We start from the raw sequence: 23605 nt of genomic DNA on the forward strand, positions 1-23605 counted from the left end.
TATTACGCCATGAGAAGAAAACTTTTTGCATTTGATATTGATGGAACACTGCTTGGAACCGACAGACAACCGTTGGAAAGCACACGAGAAGCATTAAGGATGTTAAGAAAACAAGGACATCTTGTAACAATTGCAACAGGTCGTAGCCGATTTATGGCGCAAGATATTATTTTAGACTTAGATTTTTCCAATTATGTGCTTTGTAATGGAGCAGCAGCGTTTTTGGATCACGAACAATATTTTCAAAATTTACTGGATCAAGATGAATTGCATCGTTTTGCTTCAGAGGTAGAGAAAAGAGAAATTGGTTTGGCGTATGTTGGACTAGATGATGTGAAGAAAAATAATCATCATCGTCGTGCACAAATGGCAGAAGCGATGGGTTCTATCGACTTTGAAGCGCCAGAATATGATGTGAACTTTCAAAAAGAAAATGATGTTTATCAAGCATTAGCCTTTTATGATGAGTCAGCAGATGGCATGTTTGACCGTGAATTTTCTAAATTCCGTTTTATTCGTTGGCATTCTGAAAGTGTAGATATCGTGCCAAATAATGGCTCTAAAGCAGCGACTTTACTGAATTTGGCAGACCGAGTTGGAATTGCTCGTGAAGATATCATCACATTTGGCGATGGTGAAAACGACCGTGAAATGTTGCGTGAGGCTGGAATTGGAGTGGCAATGGGCAATGCTTTGCCGCACATCCAAAAAGAAGCAAAAATCGTGACGGATACAAATGATAATGATGGTATTTGGAAAGCGTTGAAAGAATTAAAGGCGATTTAAGGATAAAAAAGTGATTTGTACAAAACTATTTTAGTTTGTACAAATCACTTTTTAGTTATTCAATCACCAAAACGCCATCTTTCAACGCATATGGATTTTCAGAATTGATATGATCATAAAACATCACACCATTCAAATGATCGATTTCATGTTGAACGACGATTGCTTCATAATTTTTTAAACGAATTTTTTGCTTAACGCCGTCAGCGTCTACATAGGAAAGTGTGATTTTATTATGACGTACCACATACCCCGGCACTTCACGATCAACAGATAAACAGCCTTCCCCCTCACCAAGACAAGCATCTTGGACGGAATGACTTAAAATCTTAGGATTATACATCACGGCACTTAATGTCGGTTCTGGATTTTCCAAATCACCACTTGGCACATGGACCGCAATGATTCGTTTAGAAATGTCTAATTGAGGTGCAGCTAAACCAACACCGCCTCGTAAACCTAATTCTTCTGCTTTGATAGGATCTTGGCTGTTATGCAAGAACTCCATCATTTCTTCGCCTAATTTGATATCTTCATCAGATAGCGGCATCGCTACTTCTTTTGCCACTTCTCTAAGAGTTGGGTTTCCTTCACGGATAATATCCTCCATGGTGATCATGGGATAATTCCTCCTTTATATTTAAAAGTCTAGGTCAGTCTCAGTCAGAAACTAAATCTTTCCATTAATGTATTTATTCGCCTATACAGTTTATCATAAAACCATTCAAAATGGGGATAAATTGTTCAAAAAAACAGTGGATGAATTGAGCTTGGTCTTGCATTTTAAAGAACTTTCCTGTAAAGTATACCTGTATGGAAACGTACCGTCTTTTACTTGGTTGTGCGAATCACCAACGCATTACTCAGTAAGAAGATGACTATTAAAGAAGAGGTGAAAAACATGGCAATGTCAAAAGAAAAGAAAAACGAAATCATTAGCGAATACGCTCGTCATGAAGGAGATACTGGTTCACCAGAAGTACAGATTGCTGTATTAACTGCTGATATCAATCACTTGAATGAACACGCTCGCGTTCACAAAAAAGATCATCATTCTTACCGTGGACTAATGAAAAAAATTGGTCACCGTCGTAACTTGTTAGCTTACTTACGTAAGACTGACATCCAACGTTACCGCGTATTGATCGAACGTTTAGGATTACGTCGTTAATCAAACACTAGAAAAGCGAGATTCGTAACGAACCTCGCTTTTTAGCTTATTTAAAAGCAAAGGTTGAGTGTCCTTAAAATACTAAAAAATCATCATCTTTGGAAAGTTTGAATGAATCTACTAACCAAATAAAAGGACTCAATTCTTTTGAATCTTTTCATTTGTTTAGTAGTAGTCTAACTTTTCCGAAGAATCAAAGGAGAAGAGATACATGTCAGAAAAACAAGTGTTCAAAACAACTTGGGGCGGACGTCCTTTACAAGTTGAAGTTGGCCAATTAGCCAAACAAGCAAACGGGGCAGTATTAGTTCGTTATGGAGATACAGTAGTACTAAGTGCAGCAGTTGCTTCAAAAGATGCAAGAGACTTTGATTTCTTTCCATTAACAGTGAATTACGAAGAAAAAATGTACTCCGTGGGTAAAATTCCAGGTGGATTTATCAAACGTGAAGGTCGTCCAAGCGAACGCGCAACATTAACGGCTCGTTTAATTGACCGTCCAATCCGTCCGATGTTTGCTGAAGGATTCCGTAATGAAGTTCAAATCACAAATACTGTAATGAGCGTGGAACAAGATTGCACACCAGAGATGGCTGCAATGTTTGGTTCATCTTTAGCTTTAGCGATTTCAGATATTCCATTTGACGGACCGATCGCAGGTGTTGATGTTGGGCGTGTTGATGGTGAGTACGTATTGAACCCAACCGTTGAACAATCTGAAAAAACAGATATCGAATTAACCGTTGCTGGAACGAAAAAAGCGATCAACATGGTTGAAAGTGGTGCTAAAGAAGTATCTGAAGAAGATATGCTTGGTGCATTACTTTTCGGGTTTGATGCGATCAAAGAACTAGTTGCTTTCCAAGAAGAAATCGTTGCCGCTGTCGGTAAAGAAAAAATGGAAATCAAATTATTACAAGTGGATGCTGACTTGAAAAAAGAAATCTTCGATGCATATTACGCTTCAATGAAAGAAGCCGTTATGACAGAAGAAAAACTAGCTCGTGAAGTGAATATCGATGCTGTTAAAGATCAATTAAAAGAAGCATATGCTGAAAAATTTGCTGGCCATGAAGAAGAAGCGCAAGTGGCTAAAGAAGTAAAACAAATCGCTGAAGATCTAGAAAAAGATGTGGTTCGTGAACTGATCACGATCGATAAAATCCGTCCTGATGGCCGTAAATTAGACGAAATCCGTCCATTGGCTTCAGAAGTTGGTATTTTACCACGTGTTCATGGTTCTGGTTTATTCACTCGTGGACAAACACAGGCATTGTCTGTTGTGACACTAGCACCGCTTGGCGAACATCAAATCATTGATGGTTTAGGTGTTGAAGACAGCAAACGTTTCATTCATCATTATAATTTCCCACAATTTTCTGTTGGTTCAACAGGTCGTGCGGGATCTCCTGGTCGTCGTGAAATCGGTCACGGTGCTTTAGGTGAACGTGCGATGGCGCAAATTATTCCGGATGAAGCAGATTTCCCATACATGATCCGTGTTGTATCAGAAGTCTTAGAATCAAATGGTTCTTCTTCACAAGCAAGTATCTGTGCAGGGATCTTAGCATTGATGGATGCTGGTGTGCCAATCAAAGCGCCAGTTGCCGGAATCGCGATGGGGCTTGTCAGTGATGGCGAAAACTATACGATTTTAACAGATATCCAAGGCTTAGAAGATCACCTAGGCGATATGGACTTCAAAGTTGCTGGAACAAAAGATGGAATCACAGCACTACAAATGGACATCAAAATCCAAGGGATCACTGAACAAATCTTAACAGAAGCATTGACTCAAGCGAAAAAGGCCCGTATGGAAATTCTTGCTGAATTGACATCAACATTGGCTGAACCTCGTCCAGAGTTAAGCAAATACGCACCGAAAATCGAAATGATCCAAATCGCTCCAGCCAAAATCAAAGACGTTATTGGTAAAGGCGGAGAAACGATCAACGGAATCATTGATGAAACTGGTGTGAAGATCGATATCGATCAAGAAGGTAATGTAAGTATTGCCTCTGCTGATGCTGATATGATCAAAAAAGCGATCAAGATCATTGAAGAGTTGACAAAAGAAGTAGAAGTTGGACAAGTTTATCTTGGTAAAGTTGTGCGTATCGAAAAATTCGGCGCATTCGTTAACTTGATCAAAGGGAAAGACGGATTAGTTCATATTTCTCAATTAGCGAATGAACGTGTCAATAACGTTGAAGATATTGTAAAACTTGGCGATGAAGTGCTTGTAAAAGTTACTGAAATCGACAAACAAGGTCGCGTGAATGTTTCACGTAAAGCGTTATTGACTGAAGAAAATAAAGAAAAATAAGCAATAGAAATTTGCTTTTGATTTACATTTGATTAAAGCAGAGTATGGTGTTTAGCCTACTCTGTTTTTTTGTGAAAACGACTTTATTTAATAAAAATAGGTAAAGACGCACCACAGCTCTTTTGTTTGCCTTTAATTAGTGGTAAAATTATTGCTATCAGTCTAAAGATTAGTCGGGGTGTCGATGTGAAAAAATTTAATCCAAATAAAAATATAATTATCACACTGATCATAGTGATCATTGTGGTGACGATCATTAGTTTGACCGCAGCGCATAGAGCAAATAGCGGAAAGACGAATCTTGGTCAATCAGCAGTCAATGATAGCGTAGGCTTTGTTGACAAAGTTATCTCGTTTCCAGGTAAAGCAATCAGCAATGGTGTATCGTCAATCAGTACACTTTTTAACACTTACGATGAAAATGAACGCTTGAAAGAAAGAATCGATGGATATGGTGAACTCTCTATCCAAAATGACAACTTAAAAAAAGAAAACGAAGCATTGAAAAAAGAATTATCTTTGAATGAGACACTAGGTAATTATGAGAAAGTAACAGCAACCGTTGTTACTCGTTCTCCTGATATGTGGCAAGATTTATTGGTTGTTGATCGGGGTTCAAATGACGGCATCGAACCGAATATGGCAGTTTTAGCTCAAAAAGGGTTGATCGGCCGTGTGGTTGAAGTGAATGCGACATCGTCTAAAGTTGAACTATTAACATCTAAGAATCAAAATTCAAATCATTTTCCTGTCCAAATCAATTCGGAAAAAGGCGATTCTTATGGCTTGTTAAAAAAATATGATGATAAAGAAAATACATTGATCGTTAGCCAACTAGTAGGCGATATGGACATCAAAGAAGGCGATATTGTTCAAACATCTGGATTAGGGCAAAATTCTCCAGCGAATCTACCAGTCGGTGTGGTTCAAAAAGTTAAACCAGATAGTTATGGTTTAGATCGAGAAGTTTATGTTAAGCCTTATGCTGAAATGTATAATATACCCGTTGTAACGATCATCAAGAGACTAGCTGGAGCGGGGGAGTAAGATGCAACTAATCCGAAAAGAAAATGTTAAATACTATGCGCCGGTAGTTTTCTTTTTACTGATGCTGCTCGACGGTCAATTAACTCAAGCTGCACGGAATATAACAGATAACGTCTATTTTGCAAATGCCCATTTTATGTTGCTGGCATTTTTGATGGCAATACCTAATTTATCTAAACGCTATTTGGTTATTACAGCTGTGGTTTTGGGGATGATTTGTGATAGTTACTATATTGGGATTATTGGTATTTATACAGTTGCATTAACAGCAACGGTTATGATGATGTATCGATTCCAACGAGTGGTTCATACAAATCTGCTGACAGCATTTTTTGGAATGATTATTTTTGTAACTACGTATGAATTGATTGCAGTAGGACTTCAAATTGTTTTCCATATATCAAATGTAGCGCCATTATTATTTATCACGAAAGTTTTAGGCCCAACATTGCTTTTTAATATGTTGATATTCGTTATTTTTTCTTATCCGCTTAAGAGATTATTCGCTAATGAATAGTCTCTTTTTTATTGATAAGGCATTTGAAAAATTACAAATGATATTATTTGAAAACGTCTCTACTTGGTCTTTTTATAAATTTCGATCGTTATTTAATTATGTTGCATGAAACAATTTTGTAATATCTTGTTTATCTGTATGTCATACTGCTATGTTACAATTACGTCGTTACTGAATTAAATACGACCGAAAAAAATACTCATAAATTATAAATACTTAAAGTAAATACCGGAGGAATAAAGAGTGAAAAAAAGTATATTATCAGCATTGATGGTTTGTTCAATCACGCTTACCTCAGCTGTTCTGCCTATGGCTGCAGTTGCAGATGACTATGATACAAAGATTGGACAACAAGATGAAATCATCAACGGATTAAAAACAAAAGAGTCAGAAGCCGCGACTAAGGTAGCCGCGATCGAAGCCGATATGCTAACGACTGCGACTAAGATTGATGAATTAACTGCAAAGGAAAAAACACTTAAAGCAGAAATTACAAAATTATACAGCGAGATTTCTGATTTGAATGTCCGCATTCAAAAAAGAGAAGTTCAAATGCGTAATCAAGCTCGTGACGTTCAAGTAAGTGGAACAAGTACTAGCTATTTAGATGTGATCATCAATTCTGAGTCTATCTCTGATGCAATTAGCCGAGTTCAAGGAATCACGACATTGGTTAATGCGAATAATGATCTATTAGAACAACAAACTTCTGATAAAAAAGATGTTGAAAAAAAGACAAAGACTGTAGAATCACAAATCTCAGTATTAGAAACGTCTGCAAAAGAATTAAATGAAAAACAAGCTTCTTTAAATACATTGAAGATTGAACAAGAAATTGCTAAAAATGATTTAGAAGCACAACGCTCAACAGAAGAAAGTAAAAAATCTGAATACGTTGAACAAAAAGCAGCGGCACAAAAGAAATTAGAAGAAGAACAAGCAAAGCAAGTCAAACAAGCAGAAGCACAAAGAAAAGCAGATGCAGAAGCAGCTAAGAAACTTGCAGAAGCACAAGCTGCAAATCCGGGGCTTGCCCAAACCAATGTTGTAGAAGAAAATGGTACAACGAATACAACTCAAGAAGCGCCAAAACCAGTGGAAAAACCTAGTGGTAATACTGGCGGTGGTAGCAGTATAGGTACTGGCGGCGTGTCAGAGGCGAAGAAAAAAGCAGCGCAAATCGCTTTAAATGCTGTTGGTCAGACAAACCCAACTGGTTGGGGCCAAAGCGGTGAGTGTATTGTAGCCGTACAAAATTGGCTAAATGCAGCAGGTGTTAGATTCTCACCAGGTGGTCCACATAGTGGATACACGCAATCAGGAGCCGTTCAAGTCTCTTGGTCTGATGTTCAAGTCGGAGATGTTGTTCAATACGAAAACTCTCTTAGCCCTGATGCTTGGTTGGATGGCGTTCATACAGTCTTAGTCGTTGGAGTCAACGGTAGTTCTGTTCAAATCGTGGAATCAAATAATCCAGCAGGTTCTGGATATGTCTCAACAACAACAGGTTGGACACCAAGTCCATATGCAGCAAACTTTAGAGCTGTTGTATGGCGTTTTCCAGGATAAGTTAAACTGATAAAGTAAATCCCCAGCTGCAAAATCTATTGGTTTTGTGGATGGGGATTATTTGTAATATAGTGTTGGATGAAGTATGGTAAAAGAATCAATGTTACGTTTATCGTTCGATCCTAAAATGTTTTATCCTATGAAATACTCCTAAATGCTGTATTTCATACGTTCTTAGCCTGCTTAAAACCCATTACGTTGACTGTCATTTTGAACTATCAAAAATGAAATACTCCTGTAACATTAATTTTATATGTATGACATGTGATTATGATACAATGATTTCGTTGTCAATAATAAGAATGAAAATTACTCAAACGATGAACGAATTTATTATAAGTAAAAAGTCGGAGGAATGAATTTTGAAAAAAAGTATATTACCATTACTAATGATTTGCTCATTAACCCTTACATCTGTAGCATTACCGTTAGTTTCATCAGCAGATGAAGTGGACTCTAAAATTCAACAAAAAGATCAAACAATTTCAGGATTGAAATCTCAAGAAGCTGACGCTCAAAGCCAAGTGGCTGCAGTACAAAATCAAGTAGCTTCTATTAACGAAAAAGCAGAAACATTATTAGCTGAACAAGGCAAATTAAGAACAACATCTACTAACTTAGAAAAAGAAATCTCTCAATTAACTAAACGTATCGAAAAACGTGAAGTGGCTATCCAAAACCAAGCACGTGACGTACAAGTTAATGGTAACAGCACAAGCTACATGGATGCATTATTGAATGCAAAATCAGTTTCTGATGCTATTACTCGTGTAACTGCAATGTCTACAATTGTTAATGCAAACAACGATTTAGTGAAACAACAACAAGAAGATAAAAAAGCTGTTGAATCTAAAAAAGCTGAAAACGAAGAAAAATTACAAGAACTTCAAGATAACCAAGTAGAACTTGAAGCACAAAAAGGCGATCTTGTTAAAGCAGAAGCTGATTTGAATGTATTACAAACAACATTAGCTGCTGAAAGAGCAACTGCTGAAGATCAAAAAGCTGGATTAGTGAAAGAAAAAGAAGCAGCAATCGCTGAACAAGCACGTATTGCTGAACAAGAAAAAGCAGTAGCGGCTAATGCTAAAAAAGCAGCTGAAGAAGCTAAAACGGCTAAAGCAACAACGCCAAGCACAACAACTGCTTCATCTTCAACTACTGAAGAATCATCAACAACAGGTTCATCAACTGGAAGTTCAGATTCTGGCAATGTAACACCAGTTCAACCTGAGCAACCACAGCAACCTGAACAACCACAACAACCAGAGGTTCCAAAAGAACCCGAAACACCAGTTTTACCACCATCAACTGGCGGTTCTGCAATCTCTGTTGCAGCAGCACAAGTTGGTAAACCATATGTTTGGGGTGCTAAAGGACCAAGTAGCTTTGACTGTTCAGGTTTAGTCTACTACGCATTTATGAACTCAACTGGCCGTAATGTCGGTGGTTATACAGTTGCACAAGAAAGTGCTGGTACACGTATCTCTGTAGGTGAAGCTCAAGCCGGAGATTTATACTTCTGGGGTAGCCCAGGTGCTTCTTACCATGTAGCGATTGCTACAGGCGGCGGCGGTTATATCCACGCTGGTAACGAAAGTACAGGCGTTGAATACAGCAACGTTGGTTCATTCACACCAAGCTTCGCTGTACGTATGTAATCAAGATTAACTTAATAATTTAAGAACCAGACAATTGTCTGGTTCTTTTTTTGTATACAAATTAAAAAGAAGTTTCAACGAAAAATACGTTGAAACTTCTCAATACTATTTAATATATTCTTCTGTTAATGTCATAAACTCATTCACATCTTTGATCACTTGGTCGATCCCTGCTTGCCAGAAATCAGGTTTGGTTAAATCAACACCAAGATGTTTTTTAGCCAAGTCTTCTGAAGTCATTGATGCAGTGTCACGAAGTAAGGCAATGTATTGATCTTCAAAATCACTGCCTTGTTTATTCGCATAGGCGTAAATTCCCATGCTGAACAAGTAGCCGAAGGTATAAGGGAAATTATAAAATGGTACATCATCAATAAAGAAATGCAATTTACTAGCCCAAAAATGAGGATGATAAGTTCCTAAACTATCTTGATAACTTTCTTTTTGCGCGTCAAGCATCAACTCGGTTATTTCATCTTCACTAAGCAATCCTTTTTGACGAGCTTCGTAAAAGCTATTTTCAAAGATGAAGCGAGAGTGAATATTCATAAACATCGCAATGGCATTTTGCATCTTTGTGTCTAATAAATTGATTTTTTCTTCTGGGGTCGCGGCTTCCTTAAGCGTTGCATCTGCAACAATCAATTCTGCGAACGTGCTAGCCGTTTCTGCGACGTTCATCGCGTATTCCCGATCAAGTGCTGGAAGATCCCACATCACGCTACTATGGAATGCATGGCCCAATTCGTGAGCTAAGGTTGCGACTTCATTGATCGAGTTTCCAAATGTCATAAAAATTCTAGATTCTTTGGTTTCAGGAAGTTCAGTACAATAGCCGCCTGGGCGTTTATCTGGGCGATCTTCTGCTTCGATCCAGCTTTTTTCAAAAGCATCTTTAGCAAATGTCGCCATTTTTGGACTGAATTTTTCAAAGTTTTCTAAAATAAATTCTGCGGCTTCATCAAAACTATATGTTTTTTCTTTTAAATCACCTAAAATGATAGGAGCATCTTGGTCTTGCCAGTCCATTTTTTCTTTTCCAAATAATTGCGCTTTGCGTGTCAAGAAATCGATAAAGGGCTGTTTGTTCTTTTGAATCGTTGCCCACATAACATCTAGCGTTTCTTTTTGCATACGGTTATAGTTTAACGGTTTTTCTAAGAAATCAGTGACACCATGTAGTTTGTATTCGCTTAAACGGAATCCATCCAAATGATTTAAGGTATCTGCTAGTAATGGCGCTTTTTCGCTCCAAGCTTTTTCCCATTCGTTGAATAGTTTGGCACGAACGTCTGCGCTAGGGTCGCTCATCATCCGATTAAATGCTTGCCCAGCCGAAAGAGATAGTGTTCGCCCATCTTCTGTAAATGGAATCGAAATACTTGCCACGATTGTATCATAATGACTACTCCAAGCGTTAAGCCCGTCTAAAGACAATGTGTTGATAATGTTTTCTTCTTGCTCGGATAATAGCTGCATACCATCACGACGAATTTCATTTAAACGAAATGCTATCGATTCAAAGGCAGGTAAAGCTGTTAATGTTTGCCAATGTTCATCAGAAATTTCTGTCAATTTTTTAGTGAAAATAGTTTCTGCTAACTGAATCGCAGGTAATAACGAAAAGAGATCGCCAGATAAGATCTTAGCTTTTTTATCTTTTGTGTCAGCAGATGATAAAGCCGTGATAAAGCTGCTGCACTGTGAAAAACCATCAGAAATTTTTCCTTGTAAAGTTAAAATTTGTTGTAATTCCTGATAATCAGCATCATTTTCAGGTGTCCACTGTTCAATCAACTGGTGATAAGTTTGGCTTTGCTCTTTCAATTCTGTTAAGCGTTGTTCCAATTGTGCCGAGTGGCTACCACCTGGGAAAATGCTATCTAAATCCCAAACGAGTGAATAAGTCATATCTGATTCCTTCTTTCTTAATTCTATTTCTTCTAGTATATCACAAGAAAAAAAGATTGAGCGATTGTTTATTTTATTTAGAAAAACTACTATAATAGTAACTGAAACGAGGTGACAAATTGAAAAAACAGTTGAAAAATAGTAATTTTTATATATTTCTGGCCTTTTTGATCATGGCCATTTTATTTTACAGCTCCTCTCAAACCTATGAACAACAATCTCAAGTTGGGTTGCTGGACAAGTTATTGAGCAATCATCCATTTAAAGATCAATTAAAAGGAATTTCATTTAGTTATGCTGGAAGTGAAGTAAGTATTCAAGCACGAGGATATACAAAATTTGTGGAGTTTTTTATTCGTAAAGGAGCTCATTTTGGTACATACTTTTTATTAGGCGGAAGTTGGTTTATCGGATTAAACATGAAGATCAAACAACCACTGTTGATCGGCGTTGTTGCCTGGCTGACAGCAACTGGTTACGCTGGTTTGGATGAATACCATCAAATGTTGACAGGCGGACGAACACCACTATTTCAGGATGTGATGTTGGATTCTATCGGAGCACTTACAGCAGTTGTTCTTTGTTTGCTTGTGATTGGTATCAAAAAACTGAGAAAAAAATAAATTGAACAGTCAAAAACATATGGAACAGTAATTCAGTTTTTTTAAAATAAAAAAATAAATGGAGCAAGACTTTGATATCCAGAGCCTTGCTTCATTTTTTTTATAAATTAATTCGAAAAATCAGTCTCTAGCTGGATGCATATAGAATCAAAAAACTCTATTATAAGTAGAGTATATGAAATCAGTCGAAGAGGAGTGAGCAGCATCTGATGAAACATTTTTGCAAAACATTTCTGATGCTAATCGCCATCGTAGTAATCAGTATTATTGGACTTAGAATTTTTACATATAATAATACCTCAACTGCTGCAACGATGATTGATTACTTTAATCCATTAGTCAAAACGGCAACTCTTTATACTAAAACAACTGAAAAATCCGATTACACATACCCAGATGCAGTCACCAAAATAGAAAATTTTGCTTATGTTCAAACTTGTTACACGAATAAGGGGGAAAAACGAAAAATAGAGTATATTTCGTTTGGAAAAAAGTTAACCCCGGATAGATTTATTAAACTCACTGTTAAAGGTCAAAATGTGATATTTTGGGAAGAAATCGATAAAAAAGAATTGCCGGAAAAAGTAATGCCATTATTGTAGCTAAATGAAAGAACTCTTATGCAAAAAATACTCAAATTTAAAACAAACCCTTTTATAATAAGAGTAAGGAGTGATAAATCATGGAAATTATGACTATTAATAAAAAGAAAACAAGAGATACTATGACGATCCCTACTTTAGGAATGTTGGCCTACCGCATTTTTCCAGATACAGAATGCATCAATATTCAACTATTAAGTGGCGCACAAGAAGAATGTACGATTCCATTTAAAAGTGGCGAAACAGTTATATTACGTGGTGTTGAGCTTCACCTAAAGATTACGGATTAGCACCAAAATAAGAAAGGTAAAACAACGCCAGAAATGCGCTGTTTTACCTTTCTTTATTTAGCTCGTTTTTAAAAATACAATGCTTTTTCTTAAGCGTTGTAAGCCTTCAAGTAGTTTCTCCTTAGAACAGCCAATATTTAAACGTAAAAAAGCTTCACCGGCTTCACCATAAGTTGCACCTGTCATGATAGCGACTTTACCTTGTTGTACAAGAGATTTTTGAATTTCCTTCATTGAAAAGGGCAATGTAGAACAGTCGATCCAGAGTAAGTAAGTAGCTTCAGAAGCAACAACCGTTAGTTCAGGTAAATATTCTTGGATGAAGTTTTCTGTCAATTGAACATTTTGATCTATATAATCATTCAACTGATTTAGCCAATAACCACATTGATTATAAGCTGTGACCGTGCTCAACATCCCCAAAATACTTGTAGATGACAGCCCGTCGCGATTTTTTAGCAGAAGTAAAAAGCGCTCTCTCAAGGTACTATCTGGAATCATTAGATAAGAAGCCACTAGTCCAGGAGTGTTGAACGTTTTGCTTGCTGAAGTACATAAGGCAAGATTATTTTGGTTTTCTGCATACTTAAAAATAGGTGAATGTTGCTGTCCGTTACGCAAAATATCCATATGGATCTCATCAGAAATCAAAAAAACCTCATATTTCTCACAAAGATAAATAATTTGGGTGAGCTCTTCTTTTGTCCAGACACGGCCAGTCGGATTATGAGGACTGCAAAGTAAAAAAATTCGGCAGTCTGGATGTTTTAGTTTGGTCTTTAAATCGCTGAAATCTATCGTATATTGGTTATTTTGATATAGAAGTTTTGTTTCGATCAGTGTTCTATTTTGCGCTTCGATCATTTTGAAGAAGGCATCATAAGCTGGTGTCTGAACAACGATCTGCTCACCAATATCTGATTTTAATTCGATCAGTTTAGAAATCGAATAAATGACAGATGGACTGTAGATGATCCAGTCACTAATAAGCTGATAATCAAAGCGCGTATGGTACCAGGTTTGAATACTTTCTTTAAACGCACGATGATTCCAACGTGTATAGCCAAAAACGGGGTGACTGATTCGTTGCTGAAGGGTCTCTAAAATCTCTTTAGGAACAGCAAAATCAGTATCAGAGACAGTAAACGGTAACAAATCAGCTTGGCCAAAACGATCCGCTACATAATCCCATTGTGTACAAAAAGTACCTTTTCGATCTACGATTGTATCAAAATCTATTTTTTCTCTCATCTACTTAACTTCCTATTCCATCAAACTTTCTAACTCATTTTTTACAGACGCGACCTGAGTCCCGATAATGACTTGAAGATTGTTTGCATCTAATTTAATGACGCCGATAGCACCTTGATTTTTCAATTTTTGTTCATCTACAACAGTCATATCATCCACGACCAGACGCAGACGAGTAACACAATTATCCAGTGACACAATATTTGTTGTTCCACCTAGTGCATCAAGAATCAATGGACCATTATACGTTCCTTTTTTCTTATATGTCCGTTCTTTTTCAGAAATATCTTCTGCCACTAATTCACGACCAGGTGTTTTCAAGTTGAATTTTTGAATCGCAAATTTGAAAACCACATAATAGAGCACAAACCACAACGCACCAACGATCAAGACAAAGTACCATTTTGTATATGTTCCTTGTAAGACCCCGAATATCAAAAAGTCCAGAATACCGCCATCAGTATTACCGATGACTACTTGAAGGAGTGCCATGATCATAAACCCTAAACCTGTCATAATCACGTGAAATCCGTATAAAACGGGTGCGATAAACAAGAATAAAAATTCGAGCGGTTCCGTAATTCCAGTAACGAAAGTAGCGATGACTCCAGAAATCAACAGTCCTTTGATTTTATGACGATTTTGCGGCAAAGCGGTCTGATACATTGCTAGCGCAGCAGCAGGAAGCCCAAACATAAACGTCGGCATTTTTCCTTGTGATAGAAAGGCCGTAGCTGCTGGGCTGATGGGGGAACCACTTTGTAATTGGGCGTAAAAAATATTCAATGCCCCAGATACGCTGTGACCATCCACGATTTGTGTACCGCCCGCTTCGGTAAAACGAATCATTGAAACTAAAATATGATGTAAACCAAAAGGTAATAACAAGCGCTCACCTGCACCAAACAAAAATGGACCAAAAATTCCCGCTTTTTGAATCGCAAACCCCACGCTATTAATTCCAAGGGCAAATATCGGCCAAATAATTGGGACCAAGACACCAACAAGTGCCATGACCAGAGACGTAATGATTGGAATAAACCGTGCGCCGCCAAAAAAGGCAAATGCATCGGGTAATTGAATCGTATAGAATTTACTATGCAATAAGTAAACAATGATCCCAACAATAATACCGCCGAGTACACCCATTTCGATCGATTGCATGCCTAAGACCATTCCTTGTCCCGCTTCACGTAAATGCTCCGGATCAGCCAGTTTGCCTGTTTCAGTCAAATAAAAATGAATCGATAAGTTCATGACAACATACCCGATAAACCCAGAAAAAGCAGCAACGCCTTTTTCACTACGAGCCAGACCTAAAGGAATTGCCATCGCAAATAATAATGGCAAATACGTAAAAGCAAAACCACCAACCGTGGACATAAACCTAAAAATCACTTGCAGCCAAGGCTGATCTAAAAAGGGAAGTATTTCAAGTGTGGATGGACTAGAAAAGGAACTGCCGATTCCTAAAATCAATCCCATAAAAGCGAGTAAGGCTACAGGCAGCATAAACGTTTTTCCGATACCTTGGAAAAACTCCCAAAAACTAAACTTCTTTTTCATAGTATTATTCCCCCTTTGGATAAGAAAAGTAGCTATTTTCTTTATTGCTAGCTTTAGTTTACGTGGGGAGGAATATAAAAACAAGCGCTTTCAAAATATAGGAAGAGCGTACAAAAAATGTACGGTGTTTCATTTTTCTACATAATTATCGATGTAATGAAGAATCAAAAGTTCTAAAACAAGATGCATCGGAATTCGAGAACTCATGTCAATATCACCATAATAGCCGTTCGTGACTTTTACATGAAAGACCAATGTTGCTAATTCTTCAAGTGGGCTATTTTTAGAACCGATGATGGCAATGATCGGGACATTTTTTTCTTTTAAAATTGAGACATATTCCAAGGGAAGATTGGTTTCACCACTGTAGCTGACAAAAATAGCAACGTCTGATGCTGTTAAGTGTTTCGCAACGATCCGCAATTCATCCCAATCTTCACGAGCACTGGCAATTCTGCCAGCAAAGGTCAACTTGCGTGCTGCTTCAAAACAGCAGGAATAGGAGCTGCCAACACCGAAGAATTCTACACGTTGACTATTAGCAAGTAAATTAGCGCCCGTATCGAGATGTTTTTGGTTCACCAATTGTAACGTTTGACTGATTTCATTTTGGACGCGTTCGGCCAGTTGAGTAAAATTAGCTGAAGGTTGGTAAATTGGACGTTGTTCTTCTTCTAAATGATGGATCAAGGTATATTTTAACTCTTGAAAACCAGTATAACCAAGAGCCTTACTTGTTCGGCTGATGGTTGCAGTTGATACATAAATTTTTTTAGCGACTTCATCGATGCGGCTTTGCGTGATTTCTTCGGGATTTTCAATGATGTAGGCTAAGACTTGCTGCTCTAAACGGCTGAGTTTATCTTGATGCTTTTGCAGTTTCTTTAAAAATACACTCACGATTCTTCCTATTTTCAATGGAGAGATTTTCTTTTTGTTTAGTATAGCAAACAGCTTGAATGATAGTAAAGGTTGCAACTATTTAGAAGCATAGTAAAATAGAAGGTAAATAAGCAATATATCTAGCTTCAAGAGCTAGCCTTTCGGGAAAAAGATAAAAAATAAATGAGCCAGAGAACATCTCAGTTATTTTTTCCTATTTTCCTGTCAAGGCTGTGCGAGCTCTTTCAGCTTTTAATGTTATCTAGCTTCAAGAGCTAGCCTTTTTGGGAAAAAGATAAAAAATAAATGAGCCAGAGAACGTCTCAGTTATTTTTTCCTATTTTCCTGTCAAGGCTGAGTGAGCTCTTTCAGCTTTTATGTTATCTAGCTTCACAGGCTAACTTTTCGGAAAAAAATGAAAATGGAGTGAGTCAAAAAGCGACTCAATCGATTTTCCCTATTTTTCTGTCAAAGTTGAACGAGCCTGTTCAGCTTTTAGATTAGGAGGAAAAGTCAATGGCAGGTCACAGTAAGTGGAAAAATATTCAAGGTAGAAAAAATGCGCAAGATGCAAAGCGTGGGAAGATATTTCAAAAGTTATCAAGAGAAATTTATATGGCAGCCAAAGCTGGAGGAGCTGATCCTGCAACGAATGCAGCGTTAAGACTGGTTATGGATAAAGCCAAAGCTGCTAATATGCCCAATGATAATATTGACCGCGCAATCAAAAAAGCCAGTAGTGCAGGAGAAAATGAGCATTATGATGAGATCACTTATGAAGGCTATGGACCAGCAGGGGTTGCGATTTTAGTTTATGCTTTGACAGATAATCGTAACCGCACAGCAACGAATGTCCGGGTTGCATTTACTAGAAATGGCGGTTCTTTAGGCGAAACAGGTTCTGTTAGCTATATGTTCGATCGTAAAGGGTATATCGCAATTGAGCGCTCAGGTCTTTCTGTTGATGAAGATACGATGTTTGAAAATGTGCTGGAAGCAGGCGCAGAGGATTTAGAAACATCAGAAGACGTGTTTGAAATTTATACGGCACCAGAAGATTTTACTACAGTCAGAGATACTTTAGAGAAAGATGGCTATACGTTGGCGCAAGCTGAATTGACGATGGTGCCGCAAACTTTAGTAGAATTGGAAGAGGATCAACAAGAACAACTGCAAATGTTGATTGATAAACTAGAAGAAGACGATGATGTATCTGAAGTTTTTACCTCAGCTGATATGTGATTCTTTAGAAATAGTTGAAATGATGACATGAAGTTGTCAGCATTTCCATGTTAATTTATAGTCATCATATAAAAGGGGATGATACTATGAATTATAGAGTTGAGCAAAAAGCCGCATTTACTGTTAGAGGGTACACAAAAGAAATGGTTAAGATCAAAAGTAATGAAAATTTTTATGAAATATCACACTTCTGGTCAAATTTGACTGAAGCGAAAATCAATCAGTTGGTGTCTGTTTCAGATGGCATTGTTCAGGGGTTATTAGGTGTTTCAGATAGTAACGAGAGCCAACAAGAACAATTTAACTATACGATTGGAACGAGTGTAAATCACGAGGGATTTGCTAAAAACGATTTAAATGATCGGTATTTTCCAGCATCAGCTTGGGCAGTATTTGAGTGTATTGGCGCAATTTCAGCAGGAGTTAAAGCAATCGCTGAAAACCAACTTTTTGAGCGTAACAATTTGATGCAACTAAAACAAAATATGCAAGCACCATGGACAGATGAGCCGGTTTTGGAGAATACTGAGATTCCAAGAATTGAATTTTATCCGCTTGGAGACATGGAAGCGGCAGATTATCAGTGTGAATTATGGATTCCTATAAAATAGTAAAAGAGGTATAAAATGAAAGGAAACACAGATGTAGGTGTAGCAACTGTCTTTGAACATTATCCTGAAGAGTATCGAAAACCTTTACTGGCACTTCGTGAACTGATTTTTAATACGGCAGCGCGTTTAACGGTTGTTGGTGAGTTGGAAGAAAGTTTAAAATGGAATCAACCTTCTTATGCAACGAAAGTAAGCAAGTCAGGTAGTCCAATCCGCATCGATCGTTTTGGTGCTGAAAAAATCGTGATTTTCTTTCACTGTCAAACAACATTAGTAGAGGAATTTAGAGCGTTGTTTAGTGATGTGCTCGATTTTTCTAAGAATCGAGCAATTGTAATTGATCCTGAAAAAGAACTGCCAGTCAATGAACTGACTTTTTGTATTGAACAAGCATTGACTTACCATAAGAGATAAACTAAAAGGGACTATAAAATACAGCAGATGACACGCTGTATTTTATAGTCCCTTTTTAGTTGGCAAATCATAGAGTAAGTGTTTCATCTCCTACCCTCGTTTAATAAATGTATAAGGAATTGACACTGTTCTACTTTTTTCTTCCCACAAAAGATGAAAAGCTGCTTCCCCACACTGATCGATATGATGATCGATTGTAGAAAAATTGAGTAGTCTGCTAGAAAGTAAATTTTCCTCGCCGATCACAGTCACTTGGTCTAGAGAAACATGTTGCAAAATACCAGCAGCCACATCATCTCCATTGGTGACGATCACTTCAAGTTCCTTTAACTTTGCAAAATGCTTCCCAGCCTGGATGCCATCTTCGTATGTACGGCAGTTTCTAACGATCACTGACTCATCCGAATTGCCGATAATATTGCTATATGCTTGCAAAACCAGTCCAGTACTAGCACTTTCTTTTTCAGTACGTCCGACTGTTAAACCGATTTTATGATGCCCTTGTTTTTTCAAACTAGTAAAAAGATCGACATAGGATGTTTCACGCTTGATCGAAACACAGGAAATGGGGAAATCACCCGTATCCTCACAACAAACGATGGGCGCATATTTTAAATAACGTGCAATGGTTTCAAAAGAAACTTTTTTTGAGGTAATGATCATGCCGTCCCACGCTTTTGCGGCTAATTCATCCAAATAGTGTTTTTCGATTTTAGGATCATAATTAGTTGGAAGCAGGGTTACTTTATAGCCATCCTCAAAAGCGGCATTCAAGATACCGCTGACGATTTTATCTGAATAAGGATGGTTGGCATAAGGGATCATGACCGCAATATGTTTTGATTTTCCACTACTTAAATCACGTGCTTTAGCGTTTGGTATATAATCAAGCTCATGCATGATGTTCAAGATCTTTGCTCGTTTTTCCTCAGATACATAAGGATGATTATTCAAAACACGAGAAACGGTAGCGACTGAACAACCAGATAACTTGGCAATATCACGAATATTTGCCATAAGGAACTCCTTTCAAACCTAGTAACTAACGCTTACGGGACGCAAAATTTGGTTTAAAAAAGGCATCAGGTGATTTCCGTAATCAATAAAGTGATAGTGTTCGCCCTCATAATCAAAGCAAATGAAATCAAGCTCGCCTTCTTCTCCAAACGTTAGACCTTCTATTTCAGCCAATTCTACTGCTTTATCGATCGGTTTGCAATAGTTATTCAAACTACGTATCACAAGTACTCCATGTTCAGTTGATAAAGAAACGAAGTAATAATCGAGACCTAAACAATCCGTTAATTCAAGCATGCCATTCATCATAAATCGATTCCTCCTGTCTTTTTTTCAACTATAACGTATGAAACGCGTATCAGGTCAAGAGGAATTGTCTAATTTATTTTGTTATAACTGTTTGATGATGATTTCTTGTTCGATCCGATCGATATCGACTTGTTTCATTTCAGGGAACCCGTTAAGCACATTGGCAGTTGAATAGCTGACTGCTTTTTTTAAGACGTCGATATCTTCTAAGTGTTCTAGTGTTAGGTATTTGACCAATCCGCCCAGAAAAAAATCACCACAGGCAATTGGGTTTTTCGCTTGTACAGGTGGAACGAAAAGGTGATAGACCTGTTGATTTAATTTTGCGATAACACCTTTTGCACCAAGTGTGACAATGAAATAGGAAATAGGTGCGGCTGTTTCGGATTTTAGAAACTGAGCGTAATCCTCTAACTCATTAAAAGTGTGATCAGGAACTAACTCACCTAATTCTTCATCATTGATTTTGATCACTTCAGGACTTCTTTTATAGGCTTCAATTAAAGCTGATCCACTGGTATCAACGAAAAAGCGAATGTTTTGCCCTTTTAATTGTTCTTGGATCTGAGCAATATAATTATCAGGCATTCCTTTCATCAAAGAACCTGAAAAAACAACAGTATCCTGGGGATTGATGGCATTCAGTAATTGCTTGGTGAATTTGTCTAATAAAAGCGCATCTAACACGAAACTATTTTCATAAATCGGATAAATTTTACTGGCTTTTGTATCTACAATGATGTTGCAAAATCGTGTATTGACCTCTACATCAGTTATGTCTAGTTGAATATCTCTTGTTGAGGCAAGTTCTTTTAAGTATTCTCCATTTTGTCCACCTAAAATTGTATGGATACAATAAGGGACGGATGCATCTTCAAAGTCCATTGCATAAGCAACGTTGAAGCTTTTTCCACCAGCAAATTCTTTTACTTCATAAGGACGATTTGGTCGTTCAGCGGTAAAATTTTCGACTAAAATCGTTCGATCGATTGTTGGGTTTGGGCAAATCAAATGAATCATTTGAAACAACTCCTGACATCTTATTGACGTATTAAACTATTGAGAAAGTTAAGCGGTTTCATATTTGAGCTTGGAAATGACACATAAAAGAAACGAAGGGTGTATTCTATGTGCATTTCTTGCATGTGCCGCTCATCACATTTTGTATGTCGAAAATTCGATTTTATAGTAGTCCCATTTTTTATAGCTTTCAACATATTCTGCTACGGTTCCATCTTGCAAGGTCGTCTTTTTTTTCTGGAAAACGACAGGTTCAGTTTCTGAAATAGCTAAAAGGTTTGCTACTTTTTTGGGTGTGGGAAATAAAATTTCGTTTGTTTCAGTTGCGTGCTCATCGTACATGTGAATCCCGAATTCCGTTTTAAAGCGTTCATAGATCGAGTCATAATAACTTAATTCTTGCACCTCAGGATTGATAAACTGATTCGGCATATAGGTAAAATGCAAAATAAAAGCGACGTCATCGACTTTACGAACCCGCGTGATTCGTCGGTATGTTTGGTCAGGTTGCAAGTTTAGCTCTTTAAGTATTTTTGGATCAGACTCTTCTACAATACTGATAACTTCAACAGTTTCTGTTTTACCTGCAAAAATTTCGATATCTGTAAATTCAACCAGTTTTCTTTTTCTAGAACGTGAAACGTAAGTTCCTTTGCCCTGATAACGGACCAGATAGCCTTCTGACGCTAATTCTTGAATCGCTCTGATCACAGTGATCGAGCTAGCATTATATAGCTTGATCAACTCGTTCTCACTATAAAAACGATCACCATGTTCAAATTCGCCAGATTTTATTTTGTTTAATAAATCATTTTTGATTTGTTGGTACTTTGGAATTTTCATAGTGCACCTCCTTTTTCTCTTACTTAATATAATAAGTTAAATGATGAGAAATAGCCATGATTTTTCATGATAGAAAATAAAAAAGATATTTATTGACAAATCCTACGGAAAGAAGTTAATATGTTAATATATTAACTGAAAGCGTTTTAAAGGAGAGGTCGGAATGCATACATTTGAAGTGAAAGAGGATTTTTTACTGGATGGGAAACCGTTTAAGATCATGTCAGGGGCTATACATTATTTTAGAATTAGACCACAAGAGTGGTATCACTCGCTATATAATTTGAAAGCGTTAGGGTTTAATACGGTAGAAACGTATATTCCGTGGAATTTGCATGAACCGCAAGAAGGAACATTTGACTTTGAGAATCAATTAGATATCCAAAAATTTGTACGTTTAGCAGAAAGCTTAGGTTTGTTTGTTATTTTGCGTCCGTCACCCTATATATGTGCAGAATGGGAGTTTGGCGGTTTACCAGCCTGGTTGTTGAATGAGCGACAGATGCGGATACGGTCATCTGACTCAACGTTTATTGAAAAAGTAGCCAGTTATTATGAAGAACTGTTTCAACAAATCACGCCACTGCAAATCGAGCACGGCGGTCCTGTTATTATGATGCAACTTGAAAATGAGTATGGATCGTATGGTGAGGATAAAGAATATTTGTTGGCGCTTTACGATTTAATGATAAAAAATAAAGTAACGGTTCCGTTATTTACCTCAGATGGTGCATGGGAAGAAGCACAGACAGCTGGAATGCTCTTGGAAAAAGATATCTTAAGTACTGGTAATTTTGGCTCAAAAGCCCAAGAGAATTTCACTGAGCTAAGAGGTCTTCATCAACGTCATGGGAAAAACTGGCCGCTAATGTGTATGGAATTTTGGGATGGTTGGTTCAATCGATGGGGAGAAGAAATCATTAGAAGAGATCCAGAAGAATTAGCGGAAGCTGTTGGAGAAGTTTTAAAATTAGGCAGCATCAACTTATATATGTTTCATGGCGGCACTAATTTTGGATTTATGAATGGTTGTTCTGCAAGAGGACGGAAGGATTTACCTCAGGTAACGTCGTATGATTATGATGCACTTTTAGATGAACAAGGGAATCCAACTGAAAAATTTTTCTCAGTCCAACGAAAAATCCATGAGCTGTTTCCAGATATAAAACAATCAGAACCACTTACGAAAACATCACTAGAGCCTGCTAAAGCTCTGTTAAAAGAAAAAGTTAGTCTGTTTTCCATTGCAGCATCGATCTCACAGCATCAACATAGCAAATATCCTGAAAGTATGGAAAAACTAAAACAGAATTATGGGTATATACTGTATCGAACAAAGGAGCCTAAACGATCGGGAGAAGAATTTTATCGTGTGATCGATGCAAGTGATCGGGTTCATTTCTTCTTGAATCAAACTAAAATCGCTACCCAATATCGAGATGAAATCGGGGAAAAGATTTTTTGCAAACCGAATGAAGAGCAAAATCAGCTTGATATTTTAGTTGAAAACATGGGACGTGTGAATTACGGGCATAAATTATTGGCTGATACACAACGAAAAGGTATTCGTAGTGGCGTCATGTCCGACTTGCACTTTATTTGTGAATGGGATCAATATAGTATTGATTTTTCAACGCTTGATCATATCGATTACAAGCAGCCGTGGATCGAAGGAACGCCAGCATTTTACCGCTATGAATTAGTTGTTGAAACGCCGGCTGATACATTTATTGATTTACACGAATTTGGTAAAGGAGTGGTGATCATCAATGGGTTCAACTTAGGTAGATTTTGGAACATAGGACCGACACTTTCTTTGTATGTTCCTGCATCTGTTTTAGGAAAAGGAGTAAATGAAATCGTTATCTTTGAAACAGAAGGAGAGTGGGGATCTGAACTTAATTTTGATAAGCAGCCAAAATACAAAGAAATACAGGAAGGATAGTG

General features: G+C 37.4%; 23 protein-coding genes. 14 read left to right on the plus strand and 9 right to left on the minus strand.

Going from position 1 to position 23605, the window contains the following annotated elements; genetic code table 11:
* Nucleotides 1-9 precede the first annotated feature (9 nt).
* Nucleotides 10-786, plus strand: a complete 777-nt coding sequence (locus IGL98_RS01435; protein ID WP_069646869.1) for a Cof-type HAD-IIB family hydrolase — start codon at nucleotides 10-12, stop codon at nucleotides 784-786.
* 55 nt (nucleotides 787-841) lie between these two features.
* On the opposite strand, the gene def is transcribed toward IGL98_RS01435, so the two are convergent.
* Nucleotides 842-1405 carry a peptide deformylase gene (def, locus tag IGL98_RS01440; RefSeq protein ID WP_206843703.1) on the minus strand — a complete coding sequence of 188 codons (564 nt, stop codon included), beginning with the start codon at nucleotides 1403-1405 and terminating at the stop codon, nucleotides 842-844.
* Between the two features lie 282 nt (nucleotides 1406-1687).
* Here def and rpsO point away from each other — a divergent pair, with 282 nt between their 5' ends.
* The 6 genes from rpsO (at nucleotide 1688) to IGL98_RS01470 (ending at nucleotide 9077) form a co-directional block, all read left to right on the plus strand.
* Nucleotides 1688-1957 (plus strand): 30S ribosomal protein S15, encoded by a 270-nt coding sequence (rpsO, locus tag IGL98_RS01445; protein WP_010770485.1) that lies wholly within the window; start codon nucleotides 1688-1690, stop codon nucleotides 1955-1957.
* Between the two features lie 211 nt (nucleotides 1958-2168).
* Nucleotides 2169-4283 carry a polyribonucleotide nucleotidyltransferase gene (gene pnp / locus IGL98_RS01450; RefSeq protein ID WP_206843705.1) on the plus strand — a complete coding sequence of 705 codons (2115 nt, stop codon included), beginning with the start codon at nucleotides 2169-2171 and terminating at the stop codon, nucleotides 4281-4283.
* 186 nt (nucleotides 4284-4469) lie between these two features.
* Nucleotides 4470-5330 carry a rod shape-determining protein MreC gene (gene mreC / locus IGL98_RS01455; RefSeq protein WP_069646866.1) on the plus strand — a complete coding sequence of 287 codons (861 nt, stop codon included), beginning with the start codon at nucleotides 4470-4472 and terminating at the stop codon, nucleotides 5328-5330.
* Between the two features lies 1 nt (nucleotide 5331).
* Nucleotides 5332-5847, plus strand: a complete 516-nt coding sequence (mreD, locus tag IGL98_RS01460; RefSeq protein WP_206843709.1) for a rod shape-determining protein MreD — start codon at nucleotides 5332-5334, stop codon at nucleotides 5845-5847.
* Nucleotides 5848-6090: 243 nt separating this feature from the next.
* Nucleotides 6091-7416: a PcsB-like coiled-coil domain-containing protein gene (locus IGL98_RS01465; protein WP_206843711.1), complete on the plus strand. Its 1326-nt coding sequence runs from the start codon at nucleotides 6091-6093 to the stop codon at nucleotides 7414-7416.
* A gap of 362 nt (nucleotides 7417-7778) precedes the next feature.
* The gene (locus tag IGL98_RS01470) at nucleotides 7779-9077 is read left to right on the plus strand and encodes a coiled-coil domain-containing protein (RefSeq protein WP_206843713.1); all 1299 of its coding nucleotides are present in this window, start codon (nucleotides 7779-7781) and stop codon (nucleotides 9075-9077) included.
* Nucleotides 9078-9182: 105 nt separating this feature from the next.
* Here the strand turns inward: IGL98_RS01470 and IGL98_RS01475 are convergent, their stop codons facing one another.
* Nucleotides 9183-10988, minus strand: a complete 1806-nt coding sequence (locus IGL98_RS01475; RefSeq protein WP_206843715.1) for a M3 family oligoendopeptidase — start codon at nucleotides 10986-10988, stop codon at nucleotides 9183-9185.
* A 119-nt stretch (nucleotides 10989-11107) separates the two neighbouring features.
* On the opposite strand from IGL98_RS01475, the gene IGL98_RS01480 reads away from it, so the two are divergent.
* From IGL98_RS01480 to IGL98_RS01490, 3 genes are all read left to right on the plus strand, one after another.
* A complete protein-coding gene (locus IGL98_RS01480; protein WP_206912062.1) occupies nucleotides 11108-11611 on the plus strand; it encodes a VanZ family protein in 504 nt (167 codons plus the stop codon).
* Between the two features lie 209 nt (nucleotides 11612-11820).
* Entirely contained in the window at nucleotides 11821-12213 is a 393-nt protein-coding gene (locus IGL98_RS01485) for a YxeA family protein (RefSeq protein ID WP_206912061.1), read from the plus strand.
* An 80-nt stretch (nucleotides 12214-12293) separates the two neighbouring features.
* Complete coding sequence (locus IGL98_RS01490; RefSeq protein ID WP_206843722.1) at nucleotides 12294-12503, plus strand: hypothetical protein; 210 nt, start codon at nucleotides 12294-12296, stop codon at nucleotides 12501-12503.
* 57 nt (nucleotides 12504-12560) lie between these two features.
* On the opposite strand, the gene IGL98_RS01495 is transcribed toward IGL98_RS01490, so the two are convergent.
* The 3 genes from IGL98_RS01495 to IGL98_RS01505 all read right to left on the minus strand — a co-directional run bounded on the left by IGL98_RS01495 (nucleotide 12561) and on the right by IGL98_RS01505 (nucleotide 16220).
* On the minus strand, nucleotides 12561-13754 hold the full coding sequence (locus tag IGL98_RS01495; RefSeq protein WP_206912060.1) for a MalY/PatB family protein: 1194 nt from the start codon (nucleotides 13752-13754) through the stop codon (nucleotides 12561-12563).
* A 12-nt stretch (nucleotides 13755-13766) separates the two neighbouring features.
* The gene (malX, locus tag IGL98_RS01500; RefSeq protein ID WP_206843727.1) at nucleotides 13767-15320 is read right to left on the minus strand and encodes a maltose/glucose-specific PTS transporter subunit IIBC; all 1554 of its coding nucleotides are present in this window, start codon (nucleotides 15318-15320) and stop codon (nucleotides 13767-13769) included.
* 129 nt (nucleotides 15321-15449) lie between these two features.
* Nucleotides 15450-16220, minus strand: a complete 771-nt coding sequence (locus IGL98_RS01505) for an SIS domain-containing protein (RefSeq protein ID WP_206912059.1) — start codon at nucleotides 16218-16220, stop codon at nucleotides 15450-15452.
* A gap of 498 nt (nucleotides 16221-16718) precedes the next feature.
* On the opposite strand from IGL98_RS01505, the gene IGL98_RS01510 reads away from it, so the two are divergent.
* The 3 genes from IGL98_RS01510 (at nucleotide 16719) to IGL98_RS01520 (ending at nucleotide 18469) form a co-directional block, all read left to right on the plus strand.
* Nucleotides 16719-17444: a YebC/PmpR family DNA-binding transcriptional regulator gene (locus IGL98_RS01510; RefSeq protein WP_069646859.1), complete on the plus strand. Its 726-nt coding sequence runs from the start codon at nucleotides 16719-16721 to the stop codon at nucleotides 17442-17444.
* Between the two features lie 86 nt (nucleotides 17445-17530).
* Nucleotides 17531-18055, plus strand: coding sequence for a GyrI-like domain-containing protein (locus IGL98_RS01515; protein ID WP_206912058.1), 525 nt, complete (start codon nucleotides 17531-17533; stop codon nucleotides 18053-18055).
* A gap of 15 nt (nucleotides 18056-18070) precedes the next feature.
* Nucleotides 18071-18469 carry a DUF1801 domain-containing protein gene (locus IGL98_RS01520; RefSeq protein WP_206843733.1) on the plus strand — a complete coding sequence of 133 codons (399 nt, stop codon included), beginning with the start codon at nucleotides 18071-18073 and terminating at the stop codon, nucleotides 18467-18469.
* A 90-nt stretch (nucleotides 18470-18559) separates the two neighbouring features.
* Here IGL98_RS01520 and IGL98_RS01525 read toward each other — a convergent pair whose 3' ends face one another.
* The 4 genes from IGL98_RS01525 to IGL98_RS01540 form a co-directional block, all read right to left on the minus strand.
* A complete protein-coding gene (locus IGL98_RS01525; protein WP_206846990.1) occupies nucleotides 18560-19486 on the minus strand; it encodes a LacI family DNA-binding transcriptional regulator in 927 nt (308 codons plus the stop codon).
* 18 nt (nucleotides 19487-19504) lie between these two features.
* Nucleotides 19505-19795, minus strand: a complete 291-nt coding sequence (locus IGL98_RS01530) for a hypothetical protein (RefSeq protein ID WP_206846989.1) — start codon at nucleotides 19793-19795, stop codon at nucleotides 19505-19507.
* An 81-nt stretch (nucleotides 19796-19876) separates the two neighbouring features.
* Nucleotides 19877-20815, minus strand: a complete 939-nt coding sequence (locus IGL98_RS01535; RefSeq protein WP_206911897.1) for a 1-phosphofructokinase family hexose kinase — start codon at nucleotides 20813-20815, stop codon at nucleotides 19877-19879.
* 135 nt (nucleotides 20816-20950) lie between these two features.
* A complete protein-coding gene (locus IGL98_RS01540) occupies nucleotides 20951-21658 on the minus strand; it encodes a GntR family transcriptional regulator (RefSeq protein WP_206846986.1) in 708 nt (235 codons plus the stop codon).
* A gap of 163 nt (nucleotides 21659-21821) precedes the next feature.
* Here IGL98_RS01540 and IGL98_RS01545 point away from each other — a divergent pair, with 163 nt between their 5' ends.
* The gene (locus tag IGL98_RS01545) at nucleotides 21822-23603 is read left to right on the plus strand and encodes a glycoside hydrolase family 35 protein (RefSeq protein WP_206911896.1); all 1782 of its coding nucleotides are present in this window, start codon (nucleotides 21822-21824) and stop codon (nucleotides 23601-23603) included.
* The last annotated feature ends 2 nt before the right edge of the window (nucleotides 23604-23605 follow it).

The organism is Enterococcus sp. DIV0840 (genome assembly GCF_050527835.1).
In the GTDB taxonomy this organism is placed as follows: Bacteria; Bacillota; Bacilli; order Lactobacillales; family Enterococcaceae; genus Enterococcus_L; species Enterococcus_L ureasiticus.

What these genes read in the sequence shown, in the direction of transcription:
- IGL98_RS01435 (WP_069646869.1), top strand. Translation starts at nt 10, where the DNA reads ATGAGAAGAAAACTTTTTGCATTTGATATTGATGGAACACTGCTTGGA.
- pnp (WP_206843705.1), top strand. Translation starts at nt 2,169, where the DNA reads ATGTCAGAAAAACAAGTGTTCAAAACAACTTGGGGCGGACGTCCTTTA.
- IGL98_RS01510 (WP_069646859.1), top strand. Translation starts at nt 16,719, where the DNA reads ATGGCAGGTCACAGTAAGTGGAAAAATATTCAAGGTAGAAAAAATGCG.
- def (WP_206843703.1), bottom strand. Translation starts at nt 1,405, where the DNA reads ATGATCACCATGGAGGATATTATCCGTGAAGGAAACCCAACTCTTAGA.
- malX (WP_206843727.1), bottom strand. Translation starts at nt 15,320, where the DNA reads ATGAAAAAGAAGTTTAGTTTTTGGGAGTTTTTCCAAGGTATCGGAAAA.
- IGL98_RS01490 (WP_206843722.1), top strand. Translation starts at nt 12,294, where the DNA reads ATGGAAATTATGACTATTAATAAAAAGAAAACAAGAGATACTATGACG.
- IGL98_RS01540 (WP_206846986.1), bottom strand. Translation starts at nt 21,658, where the DNA reads ATGAAAATTCCAAAGTACCAACAAATCAAAAATGATTTATTAAACAAA.
- IGL98_RS01530 (WP_206846989.1), bottom strand. Translation starts at nt 19,795, where the DNA reads ATGATGAATGGCATGCTTGAATTAACGGATTGTTTAGGTCTCGATTAT.
- rpsO (WP_010770485.1), top strand. Translation starts at nt 1,688, where the DNA reads ATGGCAATGTCAAAAGAAAAGAAAAACGAAATCATTAGCGAATACGCT.
- mreD (WP_206843709.1), top strand. Translation starts at nt 5,332, where the DNA reads ATGCAACTAATCCGAAAAGAAAATGTTAAATACTATGCGCCGGTAGTT.
- IGL98_RS01535 (WP_206911897.1), bottom strand. Translation starts at nt 20,815, where the DNA reads ATGATTCATTTGATTTGCCCAAACCCAACAATCGATCGAACGATTTTA.
- IGL98_RS01520 (WP_206843733.1), top strand. Translation starts at nt 18,071, where the DNA reads ATGAAAGGAAACACAGATGTAGGTGTAGCAACTGTCTTTGAACATTAT.
- IGL98_RS01545 (WP_206911896.1), top strand. Translation starts at nt 21,822, where the DNA reads ATGCATACATTTGAAGTGAAAGAGGATTTTTTACTGGATGGGAAACCG.
- IGL98_RS01515 (WP_206912058.1), top strand. Translation starts at nt 17,531, where the DNA reads ATGAATTATAGAGTTGAGCAAAAAGCCGCATTTACTGTTAGAGGGTAC.
- IGL98_RS01475 (WP_206843715.1), bottom strand. Translation starts at nt 10,988, where the DNA reads ATGACTTATTCACTCGTTTGGGATTTAGATAGCATTTTCCCAGGTGGT.
- IGL98_RS01485 (WP_206912061.1), top strand. Translation starts at nt 11,821, where the DNA reads ATGAAACATTTTTGCAAAACATTTCTGATGCTAATCGCCATCGTAGTA.
- IGL98_RS01495 (WP_206912060.1), bottom strand. Translation starts at nt 13,754, where the DNA reads ATGAGAGAAAAAATAGATTTTGATACAATCGTAGATCGAAAAGGTACT.
- IGL98_RS01525 (WP_206846990.1), bottom strand. Translation starts at nt 19,486, where the DNA reads ATGGCAAATATTCGTGATATTGCCAAGTTATCTGGTTGTTCAGTCGCT.